Genomic DNA, 17,684 nt, shown 5'->3' with positions numbered 1-17,684 from the left:
AGTTACCTGATAGTTTTCCTCAACATATAAGAAGGAGAGCGATTGCTCTTTTGTAGGAGCATCTAGAAGCAATCGACATCGGACCACTAAAATGAAAAAAGCAGACAATAACTTGGTTGCTTTTCACAATAAAACTAAGGAGCGTGTAATCGTGGAATTAAATCGTATGATCGACCACACAATACTGAAAGCAAATGCATCTGAGGAAGATGTGCTGAAAATTATCGAAGAGGCAAAGAAATATGAATTTTTCTCTGTTTGTGTGAACCCTTACTGGGTAGCGTTGGCGCATGAAAAATTGGCTGGTACAAAGGTTTCGACCTGTACAGTTATTGGTTTTCCTTTAGGAGCAAATACTTCTGAGGTCAAAGCTTATGAAACAAAAGATGCCATTGCAAATGGTGCGGACGAAGTAGATATGGTTTTGAATGTTGGCGCGATGAAATCAAAGCAATATAAAAAAGTATTGAAGGACATTCAAGCAGTTGTTCAGGCAGCTGACGGTAAAGCATTAGTTAAAGTAATCATCGAAACAGCCTTACTGACAGACGAAGAAAAAATCAAAGCGTGTGAAATGGCAAAAGAAGCAGGTGCTGATTTTGTAAAAACATCTACAGGTTTTTCTACAGGTGGTGCAACAGTTGAAGATGTTAAACTGATGAGAAGCACTGTTGGACCTGATATGGGTGTGAAAGCTTCCGGCGGTATTCATAACAAAGAAGAAGCACAGGCAATGGTTGATGCAGGTGCAACCAGAATCGGAACAAGTGCCGGCGTAGCTATTATGGACGGCGAAACAGGTACTGGGTACTAAGAAATAGGTACAATATATAGAATAACTTATAGAAAAGTGGGAAAAGAATGACTGCGAAATCAGAATGGATCACTGTTGCAAGAGAGGCGTTGAACAAAGCCTATGTACCGTATTCAGAATTCCCCGTAGGTGCCTGTCTTGTTGCTGAAGATGGACAGATGTACCAAGGAATCAATATTGAAAATGCTTCTTATGGCTTAACGAATTGTGCAGAACGAACAGCGATTTTCAAGGCTGTCTCTGAAGGTCAACGCAATTTCCAACATCTGGTTGTTGCCGGTCACACGCCACGGCCAATTTCACCCTGTGGTGCGTGCCGTCAGGTAATTGCTGAGTTTTGTGAACCAGATATGCCTGTGACACTGGTCGGTGATGACGGTGTGACCAAAGAAACGACGGTTGCGCAGTTATTGCCATATGCGTTTACGGAAGATGACCTATAGAAAGATCAACTTGTCACTAGCTTCACTTAGTTAGCGAATAAAAATGATTCAATCAGCAATGTATTATCCTGTTGCTAAGAATCAGCATTTCATTTGTTTCATTCAGTCATCTGACTGTTGAAAATATAAAACTATTTTATTTAGGGGGCTTTACAGAAATGAAAAAAGCGAAATTATTTGGTTTAGGCGTAGTTGCAGCCGGATTGACTTTAGGTCTGGCAGCATGTGGCGGAGGCAACGACAAGACTACTGATTCAACAGGCGGAGGTTCAAGTTCAGGCGATGCGGCACATAGTGCAGTAATCGTAACGGATATCGGCGGTGTAGATGATAAGTCATTCAACCAATCTGCATGGGAAGGCCTTCAAGAATGGGGCAAAGAACATGACCTGCCAAAAGGCGCGGACGGCTATGACTACATCCAGTCAAATGATGCTTCTGAGTACGTAACAAACATCGATACAGCTGTTTCAAATGGATTTAAAACAGTCTTCGGTATTGGTTACTTGCTAGCAGATTCTATCAGTGCAGCAGCAGATCAGAATCCAGATACGCAATTCGTTATTATTGATAGTGTCATCGAAGACAAAGACAATGTTGTTTCAGCTACATTTAAAGACAACGAAGCGTCTTATCTTGCAGGTGTAGCAGCAGCAAATACGACGAAAACTGACAAAGTTGGTTTCATCGGTGGTGAAGAAGGCGTCGTAATCGACCGTTTTGAAGCTGGATTCCGTCAAGGTGTAGCAGATGCAGCAGAAGAATTAGGCAAAACAATTAGTGTTGATGTGAAATATGCAGCATCATTCGGAGATCCTGCGAAAGGTAAATCACTTTCAGCAGCAATGTATCAAGGCGGAGTAGATATCATTTTCCACGCTTCAGGTGGTACTGGTGCGGGTGTCTTCCAAGAAGCGAAGGACTTGAACGAATCTGGTGACCAAGACAAAGTTTGGGTTATCGGTGTAGACAGAGACCAAGACGAAGATGGCGCTTATACAACAAAAGATGGTAAAGACGACAACTTGACACTAACTTCTACACTTAAAGGTGTGGGTGCAGCAGTGAAAGATATCTCTGACTTGGCTTTGGAAGACAAGTTCCCTGGTGGAGACCACAAAGTATATGGTTTGAAAGATGGCGGTGTTGATTTAACAGCTGGTTACCTTTCAGACGATGCACAAAAAGCAGTTGATACAGCGAAAGAAAAAGTAATTGCAGAAGAAATCGAAGTACCAGAAACACCAGAAGACGTAAAAGACTAATTGAATTGTTGAACGTAATGAGGTTGTGAAAGAGTGTTCAGCTTCGAGAGTTAGAACACACGAAGCTCTCAACCATGGTACTGACAGTGAGAAGTGACTGGGGCGTATCAAAGCCCCAGTGATTCCACTGGAAAATACACGTTCCGGGTTCTAAGAAAGCAGAGTAGATAAACCAGTTTACTAGTCTGTTTTCTTAAAAGTCAAACAACAGATACTGTCTTTTCAACGCAGCGCTGTTTCAAAAGCAGCTAGAGGAAAATCAATCGTCGGAGTAAGCACTTATTTTTCCCAATTTTTTTGACACACTCCGAGTTTTTTTCTTGATGCTTTTTTGACGCGTATTGCAAGCAAATGATGGAAGAAGAGGGAGACGTCCCTTTGGCTTTTGGTTTCATATCACCATGGGTATACTGGAAATAATTATTGAGACAGTTGTTTTGGGTCGTTATGTCAGGCTAAGGTTTGGAAATGACACTTGTCGTAAGTGAAAATAATGTTAGGATGTGAAAAAAACGTGGCTCAAGAAAAATATGTGATTGAGATGCGCAATATTACTAAACAATTCGGTACATTCAAGGCGAATGATAATATTAACTTGAAAGTGAAGCCTGGAGAAATCCACGCACTTTTAGGTGAAAATGGTGCAGGAAAATCAACACTGATGAATGTGTTATCCGGACTTTTGGAGCCGACCTCAGGAGAAATCTACATAGACGGGAATAAAGTGGACATAAATGGACCAACCGCTGCCAACCGTTTGGGAATCGGCATGGTTCACCAGCATTTTATGTTAGTGGATGCGTTTACAGTAACTGAAAATATTATCTTAGGAAATGAACCCGCTAAGGGCGGCGTGCTGGATCGTAAAAAAGCCGTTGAAGAAATTCAAGAAGTATCAAAACGATACGGGATGGATGTTAATCCAAATGCTTATATCAGTGATGTTTCTGTTGGGATGCAGCAAAGAGTGGAAATCTTGAAAACTCTTTATCGCGGTGCTAATATACTGATTTTTGATGAACCCACTGCGGTTCTGACACCTCAGGAAATTGATGAGCTGATCGTGATTATGCAAGGGCTTGTTAAAGAGGGCAAATCCATTATTCTAATTACACACAAATTGGATGAAATCAAAAAAGTAGCAGACCGCTGTACAGTTATCCGTCGAGGACAAAGTATCGGTACGGTAGATATCAAAGATGTTTCTTCTCAACAATTGGCAGATATGATGGTTGGACGTTCTGTTTCCTTTAAAACAGAGAAAACAGTGGCGAAGCCAACAGACACAGTGCTATCTATCAAAGATCTTGTTGTAAAAGAAAGCCGTGGACTGGAAGCAGTCAAAGGCTTGAGTCTAGATGTCAGAGCAGGTGAGGTTGTCGGGATTGCCGGAATCGATGGTAATGGGCAGTCTGAACTGATCCAAGCATTGACAGGGTTAAGAAAAATCGAGAGTGGCTCCGTCGAGTTGAATGGCAAATCGATTGTGAATCAAAAGCCACGCCAAATTACTGAGGCTGGTGTCGGGCATGTACCGGAAGACCGTCATAAGTACGGGCTGGTTTTGGAAATGACCTTGGCTGAGAATATCGCTTTACAGACCTACTATAAAGAGCCATTAAGTAAAAATGGCGTATTAAATTATAACAAGATCAATGAATACGCACGAAAATTGATTGAAGAATATGATGTTCGGACAACGAATGAGCTTGTTCCTTCAAAAGCCTTGTCCGGAGGAAATCAACAGAAGGCTATCATTGCCAGAGAAATTGACCGTAATCCAGATTTATTGATTGTTTCTCAACCAACACGTGGACTAGATGTAGGAGCAATCGAGTATATTCATAAACGTCTGATTGAGCAACGAAATCAAAACAAAGCTGTTTTGGTTGTTAGCTTTGAACTGGATGAAATCATGAATGTATCTGATCGCATCGCCGTTGTTCATGCGGGTAAAATCGTTGGGATCGTTGATCCGAAAGAAACGTCTGAAAACGAACTGGGCTTATTGATGGCGGGGTATTCGTTAGAAGAGGCTCGTAAAGAGTTAAACAGTACGAAGGCAGGTGAGTCTGTTGAATAACAAGTCAGAGAAATTAAGAAATATTATGGTTCCGGTACTATCAGTAATCATGGGGTTCATCCTTGGAGCAATCATTATGTTGATCTTCGGTTATTCGCCAATTCAGGGTTACTCAGCCATGTTCACAACAGTATTTGGTCAAGGACCTAAAAATATTGGAGAAATTTTCGTAACGGCCGGACCATTGATTTTTACAGCACTGGGCTTTTCCGTAGCAAATTCAGCCGGATTTTTCAATATCGGGCTGTCAGGTCAAGCGCTTTGTGGATGGGTCGCAAGTATTTGGGTGGCTCTTTCCATGCCTGATGCTTCAAGGGCTATTGTCTTACCGTTAGCAGTAATTGCCGGAGCGTTGGCTGGAGCAGTTGCGGCAGCTATTCCTGGGTTTTTAAGGGCCTACTTTGGTACAAGTGAAGTAATCGTTACAATCATGATGAACTATGTGCTGTTGTATGCCAGTACGCATATTGTGAATAATGTGATGTCACCAGATGTTATGAGTAACAAAGGCGTAACGAAAATGGTTGGGGCAAATGGAACGCTTAGAAGTGCGTTCTTGACAGAAATGACAAATGGTTCACGGATGAACCTTGGAATTTTCTTAGCATTGATTTTCTTAGTACTTGTCTGGTTCTTGATGAAAAAGACAACAGCAGGTTATGAGATTCGTTCAGTGGGTCTAAACCCCTTCGCTTCTGAATATGCCGGAATGAGTAGCAAACGTACAATCATCCTTTCGATGATCATTTCCGGTACACTTGCTGGTCTGGGTGGCGTTGTTCAAGGCTTGGGGACATTCCAGAATTTCTTTGTTCAAGGCTCTTCATTAAGTATTGGATTCGACGGAATGGCCGTTTCATTACTTGGTGCAGGCAGCTCGGCAGGGATCTTACTGGCAGCTGTGCTGTTCAGCGTCTTGAAGCTGGGCGGACAAGGGATGCCGCTTAGAGCAGGTGTTCCTACTGAGTTGGTAGACGTTGTTATTGCTTCAATTATTTTCTTTGTTGGAATCAGCTACTTAATTCGCTTCTTGATGGCTAAAACTTCTGGTAGTAAGAAGGAAGTTGCGGTTGTTCAGGAAATAGAAGCGTCGAGTAATGATAACAGTCAAGAAGGAGGGAAAATCTAATGGATGCAGCATTATTGTCAACACTTCAAACAATTATCAACCAAACATTATTTTATTCCACTCCTCTGATTTTGACAGCATTGGGCGGAACATTCTCAGAACGAAGCGGTATTGTTAACGTTGGATTGGAAGGAATCATGGTCATGGGAGCCTTCAGCTCGATTGTCTTCAACTTAACCTTTGGTGCAACCTTCGGCAGTTTGACTCCTTGGTTGGCCTTGCTTATCGGTGGTCTTATCGGCATGGCTTTTTCATTACTGCATGCGGTAGCTACGATCAATTTACGTGCGGATCATATTATTAGCGGGACCGTTATCAATTTGATGGCACCGGCATTAGCGATTTTCTTAGTAAAAGTAATTTATGGTAAGGGTCAGACTGATACGATCGCACAATCTTTTGGTTATTTCTCTTTCCCTGTATTGAAGGAGATTCCGATCATTGGAGATTTATTCTTCAAACGGACATTCCTGCCAGCCTATTTCGCTGTAATCATTGCGATCATTGCCTGGTTCGTAATTTTCAAAACACGTTTTGGTTTGCGTTTACGTTCTGTTGGGGAAAACCCGCAGGCCGCGGATACGTTAGGAATCAATGTCTATGTGATGCGTTATTCAGGCGTGATGCTGTCAGGGTTCCTTGGCGGTATGGGTGGGGCAGTATTTGCTCAATCAATTGCTGGACGTTTTTCAGCAACAACAATTGCCGGACAGGGATTTATTGCAATGGCAGCGATGATCTTTGGTAAATGGAATCCACTTGGTGCGATGGGCGCTGCGTTGTTCTTTGGTTTTGCTCAGAACTTGAGTATTGCCGGGTCAAGTATCCCAATCATTTCGAAGATTCCAGATGTTTATCTACAGGCGGCACCATATGTACTGACGATCGTCGTACTGGTACTTTTCCTTGGAAAAGCTTCCGGACCAAAAGCCAATGGTCAAAATTATATCAAGTCGAAATAAAAGATTGTATGCAAAGGGCGGGACTATGGGAACATTTCTTTAGTCTTGCCTTTTTTTGCAGAAATGAGTAGAGTGAAGAAAAGAGAGCATCGCACTGCGATCGGTACTAAACTTTTGAAAAAAACAGTCACACTGTTTTTCATCGAGGCTGGCTGTAGTATTTGTTTCCAGAAATATAGTTTTGGAGCGGCAACAGTTCAGTCACGAATAAAGCACTGAACAAAACTTGAAGAAAGAAGGATGGTTATGTTTAAACGTGTACATTTAGTTGTAATGGATTCTGTTGGGATCGGTGAAGCACCGGATGCTGACAAATTTGGAGATGTGGGCAGCGATACACTAGGTCATATTGCGAAAGAAGCAGGCCTGACAATTCCTCATTTAGAGAATTTGGGGCTAGGAACGATTGCGCCTCTTCACAATGTAGAAGCAAAGACAGATCATGTGGGATATGCAACGAAGCTTGAAGAGGTTTCTGTTGGTAAAGATACAATGACAGGTCACTGGGAAATTATGGGCTTGAACATTCAAAAGCCATTCCGTGTATTTCCAGAAGGCTTTCCAGATGCGCTCTTAAAACAAATTGAAGAATTCTCCGGAAGGAAAATTGTCTGTAACAAACCTTACAGTGGTACGGCTGTTATCGATGACTATGGCGAGCATCAAATGAAGACGGGTGATCTGATCGTTTATACTTCGGCGGACCCAGTCCTACAGATTGCGGCACATGAAGAAATCATTCCTTTAGAAGAGCTGTATCGTATTTGTCAGTATGTTCGTGATATTACCAAGGATGAGCCTTATATGATTGGACGAATCATTGCGCGTCCTTATCTTGGTGAACCGGGCAACTTTACTCGTACAAGTAACCGTCATGACTACGCCTTGGACCCATTTGGCCATACAGTCCTTGATTCTTTAAAAGAGGGCGGGAAAGATGTGATCGCTGTTGGGAAAATCAACGACATCTTCAATGGTCAAGGAATCACAGAATCTGTTCGCACGAAAAGTAACATGGATGGTGTAGATCAGCTGTTGAATGTGATGAAGAAAGATTTTACCGGTTTGAGTTTTACGAACTTGGTAGACTTTGATGCATTGTTTGGTCATCGTCGTGATGTTGCGGGTTATGCTCGTGCAATCGAAGAGTTTGATTTACGTATCCCTGAATTACTGGATGCTATGCAGGACGATGATTTACTGCTGATTACTGCCGATCATGGGAACGATCCGACCTTCCCGGGAACAGATCATACAAGAGAGTATGTTCCGTTACTTGCTTATAGTAAGAATATGAAGAGTCAAGGGAAACTAGCTCAAGGATACTATGCAGATATTTCTGCAACAATAGCTGAAAATTTTGAAGTTGCACCCACTAAAAATGGGACAAGCTTCTTGAAAGACTTGAAATAGGGGGAAGACAATGACAAAACTGAAGGAACAATTACAAGAAACTACGGCTTTTTTAAAAGAAAAAGGAATTGGTGATGTAGATTTTGGCTTGATTTTAGGCTCAGGTTTGGGCGAACTGGCAGATGAAATCGAAGAGCCAATTGCTGTGCCGTTTTCAGAAGTACCGCATTTTTCCGTTTCAACGGTTGTCGGTCATGCCGGCCAATTGGTTTATGGGACTCTTTCAGGGAAAAAAGTACTGGCTATGCAAGGGCGCTTCCATTACTATGAAGGACACTCTATGCAAGTTGTTACGTATCCGGTTCGTATGATGGCTGCACTAGGTATTCATTCCATCGTGGTAACAAATGCTGCAGGTGGTGTGAATAAAGCCTTTGAACCAGGAAATCTAATGCTGATTACAGATCATATCAACTTTACTGGGGACAATCCATTGATTGGTGAAAATGAAGATGAAATGGGTCCACGCTTCCCGGACATGAGTCAGGCGTATACAAAAGATTATCAAGAAATAGCGCGTAAAATCGCGGCTGAACAAGGGATTTCATTGAAAGAAGGTGTGTACATGGGCTTTTCAGGTCCTACGTATGAAACACCAGCTGAAATCCATATGGCACGCACAATCGGTGCAGATGCGGTTGGGATGTCGACTGTTGCAGAAGTAATTGTTGCGGCTCATAGCGGGCTGAAGGTTCTAGGCATTTCGTGCATCACCAATTTAGCTGCCGGTATGCAAAGTAGTTTGAACCATGAAGAAGTTGTTGAAACAACCCAGCGTGTCAAAGAGCAGTTCAAGCAGCTGATCAAGAGTACGCTGGAAGAGTTATAATACCGTTAAAAATAGGAAAAAGGAGCGAAACAAATGAGTGTTCATATTGAAGCGAAACAAGGTGAAATTGCTGATAAAATTTTACTGCCGGGCGATCCATTGAGAGCCAAATATATTGCAGAAACCTTTTTAGAAAATCCCGTTTGTTACAATCAAGTACGTGGAATGTTAGGGTATACAGGAACCTATAAAGGGGAACGTGTTTCTGTTCAAGGGACAGGGATGGGGATGCCATCTGCAACGATTTATGCACATGAGCTGATCAATTCTTACGATGTGAAAAAGCTGATTCGTGTCGGTACCTGTGGCGCACTTTCAACAGATGTTCATGTTCGTGACTTGATTATTGCGCAAGGGGCAGCAACTAGCTCTGCGATGATCGCTAAAAATTTCCAGCAGTTCCACTATCCGCCAATCGGGGACTTTGATTTATTGTTGAAAGCATATAAACTTTCAACTGAAAAAGGCTTTACGACACATGTTGGGAATGTTTTGTCAGAAGATACCTTCTATAAAGATGATACAACAGAAACCATGAAGCTTGCAGAATTAGGTGTTCTGGGTGTAGAGATGGAAGCAGCAGCGCTCTATTATCTTGGTGCGAAGTTCCATGTTCAGGCTTTGGCGATCTGCACAGTCAGTGATCATATCATCACTGGAGAAGAAACAACGGCTGAGGAAAGACAGACGACTTTCAATGAAATGATTGAGGTTGGTTTGGAAACAGCTATAGCGAAATAAAGTTATTAGAATCATGAAACAAGCGAAGAAGCTGAAAGGATTGGAAATCGTTCAATCTTCTCAGCTTCTTTATAATAGATGATACTAGTACAAATTATTTATGTTTTTTTTGGGGGGGGGGATTAGTGATTTCAACACTCGTTTATTTTCCAGCTAACGAAGCTGTTACATCTTCAATAATTCTGGTATTGGCGATGGGGCCATTATACAACCAGCCTGAATCTTTTCCGAAGCTAAAGACTTTATCGTTCTTCACTGCTGGAAGGTTCTTCCAAACGTCTTCTTGGAAGAATGGGTCAGATTCGTCGCTGTTGATGACAAAAAGGTTGTCCGCATCCAGCTCCGCCAATTTCTCTAGTGAAACACTGCTCCAATCGGCAGTAGCGTCTTTAGAAACCTCTTTGACCAATGAAGGGACCTTCAAACCAAGATCACCGTAAAGAACGGTACCACTTGAACGAGTTTCTCCAACCATGAATGCTTGATTATTCGTAATCCACAAAACAGCTGCAGATTGTTCACCAACTTTATCAGCTAAGTCTTCTTTTGTTTTCTCAGCAAGAGCATCATAGTCAGAAAGGACTGCTTCCGCCTGTTTTTCTTTATCCAAAACTGCACCGACATCCAATAATTGATCTCTCCAGGTTACATCATCCCCGTTTTTTACCACATAGGTAGGAGCGATTTTGCTATACTCATCATATTTCCCACCCTCGACCAAAGCGGAAGAGCTGACCAGTAATAAATCCGGCTCATATTTTAATACTTCTTCGTAAGGTAAGTCATAAGAAATTGTGGGAATACCATCCAGCTTATCCTGTAAATAATCTTGAATGCTTGAATTGTTTACTGTCCATTGTGCAAAGGGTGTTACATCCAATGCAACTAGATAATCTTCCAGATAACTTCCGATTATTTTCTTTGGATTAGCTGGAATGGTCACTTCATTACCCAATGCATCTGTCATTACGTGTTCTTCCGCTGTGGTGCTTTCAGTAGAAGCTTTTGTTGCAGAATCGTTTGAGCCACAGGCCGCCAATAACGCGCCGCCCACCAATAAAGATAAGCCCAGTACAGCGTATTTATTAAATAATTTCATGTTGTAAACTCCCTCTTCGTTTGTTGGTCTAATGCTTACTGTTTTTTTACTTCGATGGTGTTAAAATATAAATGATAACGATTCTCATTATCATTTATATAGAGTCATTTGTCAATCCTTATATAAAGAATTGGGCAAATTTTCCTGTCAAAGCAGATCATGGAAATAGCATTGCTTTTTAAGAAATAGTTCCTTATAATAAAGTGCAGTCTATTGAGAATCGTTCTCAATATTATATGTTACAGCAAACAATCAATTAAGTACCTCATAGAGGAAGGATAATTATGGCAATTTTATCAACTGCAGAACTGACAACCGGCTATGGAAAAGAAATCATTAGTGAACAACTGAGCAGTTCTTTTGAAGCGGGGACCATTACGAGTATCATTGGTCCAAATGGTTGCGGAAAGTCTACACTACTAAAGACATTGGCAAGAATTCAACCTGAAATCAATGGGCATGTCTTTTTAGAAAGTAAAACATTGAATCAGTATACATCAAAAGAGATTGCTCAAAAGCTGGCAGTTTTGTCGCAAAATCCGGAAAGTACAATCGATTTGTCGGTCTTTGATTTGGTTTCTTTCGGACGTCACCCTTATCAATCTGGTTGGAAAAGCTTGACGAATGAAGACCAACAGTACATCCAATGGGCTTTGGAATTGACTGGATTGACCGAGTTGGCTCGAGAATCTGTTGCGATTCTTTCCGGTGGTCAGCGACAACGGGTATGGATCGCGATGGCACTTGTTCAGGACACAGAGATTTTACTGTTGGATGAACCAACAACTTATCTGGACCCGGCACATCAGCTGGAAATTTTGAATGTTTTGAAGATGATCAATCGAGAACATAAAAAAACAATTATAATGACGATTCATGATATTAACTTAGCGTCTCGCTTTTCTGATCGAGTCATTGCGATGAAAGAGGGGCAAATCTTAAAAGAAGGAACACCGACTGAGGTGATTACGGTGGAAACCTTGAAGCAGGTCTTCGCAATTGATGCAGAGATTGTCTGTCATGGAAAAACCAAGCGGCCGCTGTTACTATCTTATGAAATGATGAAGGAGACCAGGCATGAATCTGAAAGCTAAGCTGCAGCAGCATCAATGGCTGACCTTTGTTTCATTTTTACTTCTGCTGTTGGGAGCGATGGCAGTGTCCCTTCGGTATGGCGCAGTTCAAGTACCGTTGGCAACCTTTTGGGAAGCCTTGCTTCATTTCGATAAGGAGAATCAGCTCCACCAAGTCATTTATTCTATTCGTCTACCTAGAGTGCTGGGCGCTGCTTTAGTTGGAACCAGCTTGGCTGTCAGCGGCGGGTTGGCTCAAGGGATCACTCAAAATCCCTTGGCGGATTCAGGACTTATGGGTATCAATGCTGGTGCTGCGTTGGGATTAGCGACTGTTTTTGCTTTTTTTCCTACTGCAGGTTATTGGCAGATTCTACTGGTGTCCTTTTTAGGTGCTGGTGTCAGCATTGTCATTATTTATTTTATATCAAGGCGTTCGAGCAGAGGCGCAACACCTATTCGTTTAGTTTTGGCTGGTGCGGGAATCAGTGCGCTGTTCATTTCTCTTAGCCAATTCATTGCTCTGCAATTTAACTTAAGTCAGGATATCACTTTTTGGTCTATGGGAGGAGTCAGTGCAATTTCGTGGAAGCAACTTCAGGTTGCGGCGCCATTTTTCTTGATTGCGTTACTCCTTGCATTAGGCTACAGCTCGTCTGTGACAATTTTAAGGTTCGGTGATGATACTGCTGTTAGCCTGGGGAAAAAACCTCAACGTATTCGATTGATCATCAGTGTACTCATTCTGTTATTATCAGGCCTTTCGGTAGCTATTGCCGGATCGGTCAGCTTTGTTGGCTTAATCGTTCCACATATGATGCGCTTTTTTGCTGGCGAAAATTATCGCAAGCTCATTCCTTTTACTGCAGTTGGTGGCGCACTACTGGTTGTGTTGGCAGATTTCGTGGCTCGAATAATCAATCCGCCTTTTGAAACGCCCTTTGGCGCAGTCGTCGCAGTTATCGGGATTCCGTTCTTTATTTATCTATTTCGTAAAGGAGGGAATCTGGGATGAGCAAAGGGAAGCTGACCAGTTTTTATTTGATAGTTATTGGGTTACTCCTTGTTGTTGCTTTTTACAGCCTGACTCATGGACAGTTGGCTATTTCAGCGGCTGACCTGTGGCAAGTTATGAGAGGAGCCGGCAGTAAAGCTCAGAGATTATTAGTTTTTGATTTTCGAATGCCAAGGATCATTCTGGCTGTTTTAGCTGGGGGAGCTTTAGCGATGAGCGGAACGATTTTACAAAGCGTGACAAGGAATCCGTTGGCAGATACTGGGATTTTAGGGATCAATGCTGGCGCTGGGTTCACCGTTCTTTTGTTTATAAGCTTTGTTGAAACAACCACAGCCACCGTTTTTCTATTACCACTGGTGGCCTTGGTCGGTGCATTAGCAGCAGCGGGAGGCATTGTTCTGATTGCTTTTGATAGGCGAAAAGGATTGACACCTGTTCGGATGGTTTTGACTGGGGTTGTTCTTAGTACAGGGATATCTGCTATGACGATTCTTTTGACGACTAAGCTTGATTCGGAAAATTATCGCTTTGTGACCATGTGGCAGGCGGGGACGATTTGGGGGAGTAACTGGTCCTTCGTCGTTGCGATGATTCCATGGCTGTTGCTCTGCTTTTTGCTGGCTATGAGTCGGCATCGCATCTATGATATTCTGCAACTGGGCGATGAGACAGCGGTTTCGGTTGGTGTGAATGTTGGGCGTGAGCGCCTGCTGTCTCTTGTTTTAGCAGTTGTTGCTGCAGCTGCGGCCATTTCTGTCACTGGAGGTATCGGTTTTTTAGGTCTGATTGCCCCGCATATCGTTCGAGGCTTGGGAATCAAAAAGCATTTTAACCTGTTACCGGCATCATTGCTGACAGGAGGTCTACTACTATTAATAAGCGATACGATTGGGCGCGTTCTGTTGCCTACCGGAGAAATACCGGCTGGTGTGATCGTAGCAATTATTGGCGCGCCGTACTTTCTTTACTTGCTGTTGAAAAGCGATAAATGAGCTATTTAAAAGAATCGATTAACTGAGGGGATAAGTCTGTCTGCCTCAGTTATTTTTATGTACTGTGAAACAAAGAGGGGAGACTTCTTTTAGAGAGAGGCAAAACCTAATTGAAATGAGGATTGCGTTAAAATCAGCGACTGGCGGAAGTGCTGAAAAAGGTATATCATTGACTTGGGACAAAACTATACTTTTGAAGTGGGTGAAAGAATGGATAATTTTCGTTTTTATGTACCAACAGATGTGCGTTTTGGAAAAGACCGTTTGGAGGAAGAGCTGACAGATGTTTTAGATGCGTATGGTAAAACAGTGCTTTTGGCATATGGCGGCGGTAGTATCAAGAAAAATGGGTTGTATGATCAAATAACCAAACTATTAGAAGCAAATGGAAATACAGTAGTCGAGTTGAGTGGCATTGAACCGAATCCTCGAACGGAGACGGTAGATCGTGGTGTTGCCTTGTGTCGTGAGCATCAAGTGGATGTCATTTTGGCTGTTGGTGGTGGTTCGACAATTGACTGTGCGAAGGTAGTAGCTGCCGGCTTTTATTTTGACCAATCAGCATGGGACTTGGTATTGGCTCGTCGGACATTTGCTGGACCGGCTTTGCCATTGGTGACCGTTCTTACCTTGGCTGCGACAGGTAGCGAAATGAATAGTGGGGCAGTTATCAGCAACCTTGCTACGAATCAGAAGCTTGGTGTTGGTGCGGCCTCCATGATTCCAAAAGCGTCATTTTTAGATCCTCAAAATACATTTACTGTTCCTCAGTATCAAACAGCCGCTGGCTCAGCGGATATTTTGAGTCACCTGTTTGAAAACTATTTTAAAGTAACAGAAGGGACAGATGTTCAAGATGGTATTGCGGAAGGCCTGATGAAAACAGTAATCAAAAACTGTCCGATTGCCTTGAAAACACCGGATGATTATGATGCACGGGCTAACTTGATGTGGGCCAGCAGTTTAGCATTGAACGGCTTGACCGGGGGCGGTAAAGGTGGTGCTTGGTCTTGTCATCCGATGGAGCACGAGCTGAGTGCCTTTTACGACATCACACATGGTGTTGGGTTGGCGATTTTAACTCCACGTTGGATGGAGTATATTTTATCAGATACTACAGTTGGTAAATTCCAGCAATTTGCTCATAATGTTTGGGGCATAACAGAGACCGATCCATTTACTGCGGCTAAAAAAGGAATTCAAGCAACTTATGATTTCTTTAAGGCGTGCGGTATTCCAATGACTTTGCCGGAAGTCGGTATTGATGAAGAGAAATTAGAAATTATGGCAGAACAGGCAGTGAAGCACAGTACGATTGAAAAAGCAGCGTATGTGCCATTGACTGCTGCAGACGTGACAAACATCTATCAGGAGTGTTTAACTGAATCTTCTTTTATCTAAATAATACAAAAACACAGCTTAACGCACTCTTATCATAAGAAGAGTACTGAGCTGTGTTTCTGTATTTATCGGGAGCAAGCTAATTCGTCTCGCTTTTTTTCATATCCCTTTTACATCTAAGACAGAATAGCTACGCTGGTCGTAGCGGTTGCGGCTGCGGGAATATTCTAAAGGTTTGCCATTTTTCAAATAGACGACCTGCTCCACCTCGAGTACCGGATCATTGACGCCACAATTGAGATACTCTTGGTCGTAGGCATCGCTTTTAGCGGCTTGAATAGTCCGGAAAGCTCCAGCGAATTGAAGCCCAACTGTTTTTCTTAGAAAGTCATAAATAGAGCCTAAGAGAATGTCGTTCGTCAGACCAGGTGCCTGGTTCACAGGCATGAAGGTATGCTCTAATACGTAAGGTTTATCCTCTAGGATTCTCAAACGAATGATCTTATAGACAGGCTGTTCTGCTGGGATCAACAGTCGTTCTTGGACGTCCTTCGAGGGGAATTCTACTTCAAATAAAATGACTTTGCTAGATAATTTACGGTTGGCTGCGGCCATTTGAACACTAAGTCCCTGATATTCATTCGCTGGCGATGTATCTTTTTCCCAAAAGGAATGATCCAATATTCGTGTTCCGGCGCCGCGCTGTGAATAGACAAGTCCTTCCATTGTTAAGATATTTATCGCTTTTTTGATCGTCATCCGGCTAACAGAAAACTCTTCTACTAAGTCTGTTTGGTTTGGCAGAAGGCTGTCGACAGGATAGATTTTATTTTTTATTCGTTCTCTTAGGATATTTGCGATTTCTTCATATTTCGGCATACATGTTCACCTCCATCTGAGTATAACGAACTCTTCCGTTTTCTACAATCTTATTTTTCATTAAAAGAAGAAGGGCAGCGCAATTTTCCCATTGAAAATTGTGCTGCCCTTTCGCCTTGAAGCAGTGATGGATGGATAAGGCAATTTGTTAGACTAACAGATTGTCAGTTATGCATTATCCGTTGTATTCAAGGTAGTATTAAGCAATTAGATATCAACATCTACTTGCTTATCCATGATTTTCAAGAATGGATACCAGATTGCAGCTACAATCAAGAAGTCTACAACTTGTAAAAGCCCACCTAGCCAAGAGTTTGTTGCGAGCACACCGCTAGCGATGATTGGGACTGTCCATGGCACAGACACCCCAGTTGGTGCAGGAACAATTCCGGCAGCCATCACTAAATAATTAAGTGTCGTAACAACAAGTGGTGCTAATAGCCATGGAATGAAAATGGATGCGTTCAGTACGACCGGCAAACCGAAGATGACTGGTTCATTAACGTTAAACAAACCAGGTGCCAAAGCTAAACGACCGACATCTCGATATTGTTTCTTCTTAAGAAAGAACGCCATGATCAGAACAACTGCCAAGGTCATACCGGAGCCACCTAAGCCAACCGTGAAAGTTTCCATAAATGGTTTTGTAATAATGTGTGGTAATTCTTTTCCTGCTTGATAAGCTTCTAAATTATCGAGCATCAATGTGTTCCAAATTGGGTCCATTACTGAGTTAACAATGATTTGGCCGTGAAGACCAAAGAACCACAAGAATTGGACAAAGAACAAGGCAATCAAGGTTGCAGGTAAGCTGCTGCCTAGGCCTGTCAAAGGTTTTTGAATGATTTCATAAACAACATCATGCAGGTTTGTATTGAAGATACCAGTCATTCCTGCATTGATGAACAGGAAGACAGTTAATGTGATAACTGCTGGAATCAACGCTGCAAAGGATTTTGTTACTGCTGGGGGAACGCCATCAGGCATTTTGATTTGCCAGCCTTTTTTTGTGATGCGGCAGTAAATCTCCGCTGCGATAAATGCGGCAAACATACCGATAAACATTCCTTTGGCACCCAAACGATCAAGACTTAAGACACCGCTTACAGTTTCGCCGCTTTCAGTACTCATGAAGAAAGGTGTTAAGATCAGGAAGCTGGCAAAGGAAACTGCCCCGCCGAAAATCCCTTCTACATCATAAGATTTAGATAAATAATAGCCAATACCAAAAGTAACGAAGACAGTCATGATACTCATTGTTGCGTTTTGACCATTTCCAAATAGATTACCCAAATTTCCTTTTAACTCATCACTGAAAAATGGCAAGTTGTTGATAACCACAACGATAGAACCGAACATTGTTAGTGGAAATGAAAGCATAAATGCATCTCTTAAAACAGTTAAATAGCGATTTTGACCCAGCCAATTAGCCATAGGCATAATCTTTTCACCGAGCTTATCCATAAAGCCATTCATAATATCACCCCATTGATTATTTTTGTTGCAATCGATTACAAAAATAATATAGCATCTTTTCAAAATAATGTCTAGTCATTTTATTAAAAAGATTGATTTTTAGTGTTAGCTAGATTATTATGGAGTT

The 17,684-nt window shown here is 42.2% G+C and carries 16 protein-coding genes; 13 read left to right on the top strand and 3 right to left on the bottom strand.

Going from position 1 to position 17,684, the window contains the following annotated elements; translation table 11 throughout:
* Nucleotides 1-151: 151 nt before the first annotated feature.
* The 9 genes from deoC to deoD all read left to right on the top strand — a co-directional run bounded on the left by deoC (nt 152) and on the right by deoD (nt 9,679).
* Entirely contained in the window at nt 152-814 is a 663-nt protein-coding gene (deoC, locus tag A5888_RS11220) for a deoxyribose-phosphate aldolase (RefSeq protein WP_086349867.1), read from the top strand.
* A 47-nt stretch (nt 815-861) separates the two neighbouring features.
* Complete coding sequence (locus A5888_RS11215; protein WP_086349628.1) at nt 862-1,257, top strand: cytidine deaminase; 396 nt, start codon at nt 862-864, stop codon at nt 1,255-1,257.
* A gap of 158 nt (nt 1,258-1,415) precedes the next feature.
* On the top strand, nt 1,416-2,522 hold the full coding sequence (locus A5888_RS11210; protein WP_086349629.1) for a BMP family lipoprotein: 1,107 nt from the start codon (nt 1,416-1,418) through the stop codon (nt 2,520-2,522).
* 514 nt (nt 2,523-3,036) lie between these two features.
* A complete protein-coding gene (locus A5888_RS11205) occupies nt 3,037-4,605 on the top strand; it encodes an ABC transporter ATP-binding protein (RefSeq protein ID WP_086349630.1) in 1,569 nt (522 codons plus the stop codon).
* Nucleotides 4,598-5,734 carry an ABC transporter permease gene (locus tag A5888_RS11200; RefSeq protein ID WP_283160595.1) on the top strand — a complete coding sequence of 379 codons (1,137 nt, stop codon included), beginning with the start codon at nt 4,598-4,600 and terminating at the stop codon, nt 5,732-5,734. Before A5888_RS11205 ends, A5888_RS11200 begins: the two co-directional genes overlap by 8 nt.
* Entirely contained in the window at nt 5,734-6,696 is a 963-nt protein-coding gene (locus A5888_RS11195) for an ABC transporter permease (RefSeq protein WP_086349632.1), read from the top strand. Before A5888_RS11200 ends, A5888_RS11195 begins: the two co-directional genes overlap by 1 nt.
* A 246-nt stretch (nt 6,697-6,942) precedes the next feature.
* Nucleotides 6,943-8,109 carry a phosphopentomutase gene (deoB, locus tag A5888_RS11190; protein WP_086349633.1) on the top strand — a complete coding sequence of 389 codons (1,167 nt, stop codon included), beginning with the start codon at nt 6,943-6,945 and terminating at the stop codon, nt 8,107-8,109.
* 10 nt (nt 8,110-8,119) lie between these two features.
* Nucleotides 8,120-8,938: a purine-nucleoside phosphorylase gene (locus tag A5888_RS11185; RefSeq protein ID WP_086349634.1), complete on the top strand. Its 819-nt coding sequence runs from the start codon at nt 8,120-8,122 to the stop codon at nt 8,936-8,938.
* 33 nt (nt 8,939-8,971) lie between these two features.
* Nucleotides 8,972-9,679, top strand: a complete 708-nt coding sequence (deoD, locus tag A5888_RS11180; RefSeq protein ID WP_086349635.1) for a purine-nucleoside phosphorylase — start codon at nt 8,972-8,974, stop codon at nt 9,677-9,679.
* 142 nt (nt 9,680-9,821) lie between these two features.
* On the opposite strand, the gene A5888_RS11175 is transcribed toward deoD, so the two are convergent.
* A complete protein-coding gene (locus A5888_RS11175) occupies nt 9,822-10,778 on the bottom strand; it encodes an ABC transporter substrate-binding protein (protein WP_086349636.1) in 957 nt (318 codons plus the stop codon).
* Nucleotides 10,779-11,062: 284 nt separating this feature from the next.
* Between A5888_RS11175 and A5888_RS11170 the strand changes: the two genes are divergently transcribed.
* The 4 genes from A5888_RS11170 to A5888_RS11155 all read left to right on the top strand — a co-directional run bounded on the left by A5888_RS11170 (nt 11,063) and on the right by A5888_RS11155 (nt 15,262).
* Nucleotides 11,063-11,872, top strand: a complete 810-nt coding sequence (locus A5888_RS11170) for an ABC transporter ATP-binding protein (protein ID WP_086349637.1) — start codon at nt 11,063-11,065, stop codon at nt 11,870-11,872.
* Nucleotides 11,856-12,866 (top strand): FecCD family ABC transporter permease, encoded by a 1,011-nt coding sequence (locus tag A5888_RS11165; protein ID WP_170924803.1) that lies wholly within the window; start codon nt 11,856-11,858, stop codon nt 12,864-12,866. The genes A5888_RS11170 and A5888_RS11165 overlap by 17 nt, the downstream gene beginning before the upstream one ends.
* A complete protein-coding gene (locus tag A5888_RS11160) occupies nt 12,863-13,861 on the top strand; it encodes a FecCD family ABC transporter permease (RefSeq protein WP_086349638.1) in 999 nt (332 codons plus the stop codon). Before A5888_RS11165 ends, A5888_RS11160 begins: the two co-directional genes overlap by 4 nt.
* Nucleotides 13,862-14,071: 210 nt before the next feature.
* Entirely contained in the window at nt 14,072-15,262 is a 1,191-nt protein-coding gene (locus A5888_RS11155; RefSeq protein WP_086349639.1) for an iron-containing alcohol dehydrogenase, read from the top strand.
* A gap of 99 nt (nt 15,263-15,361) precedes the next feature.
* Here A5888_RS11155 and A5888_RS11150 read toward each other — a convergent pair whose 3' ends face one another.
* Nucleotides 15,362-16,081: a GntR family transcriptional regulator gene (locus A5888_RS11150; RefSeq protein WP_086349640.1), complete on the bottom strand. Its 720-nt coding sequence runs from the start codon at nt 16,079-16,081 to the stop codon at nt 15,362-15,364.
* Between the two features lie 207 nt (nt 16,082-16,288).
* Nucleotides 16,289-17,557: a PTS cellobiose transporter subunit IIC gene (celB, locus tag A5888_RS11145; protein WP_086349641.1), complete on the bottom strand. Its 1,269-nt coding sequence runs from the start codon at nt 17,555-17,557 to the stop codon at nt 16,289-16,291.
* Nucleotides 17,558-17,684 lie beyond the last annotated feature (127 nt).

The organism is Enterococcus sp. 9E7_DIV0242 (assembly GCF_002140975.2).
Classification (GTDB): domain Bacteria; phylum Bacillota; class Bacilli; order Lactobacillales; family Enterococcaceae; genus Enterococcus_L; species Enterococcus_L clewellii.
The sequence above is the reverse complement of the archived record's forward strand: the minus strand, read 5'-3'. Positions and strand labels throughout refer to the sequence as shown.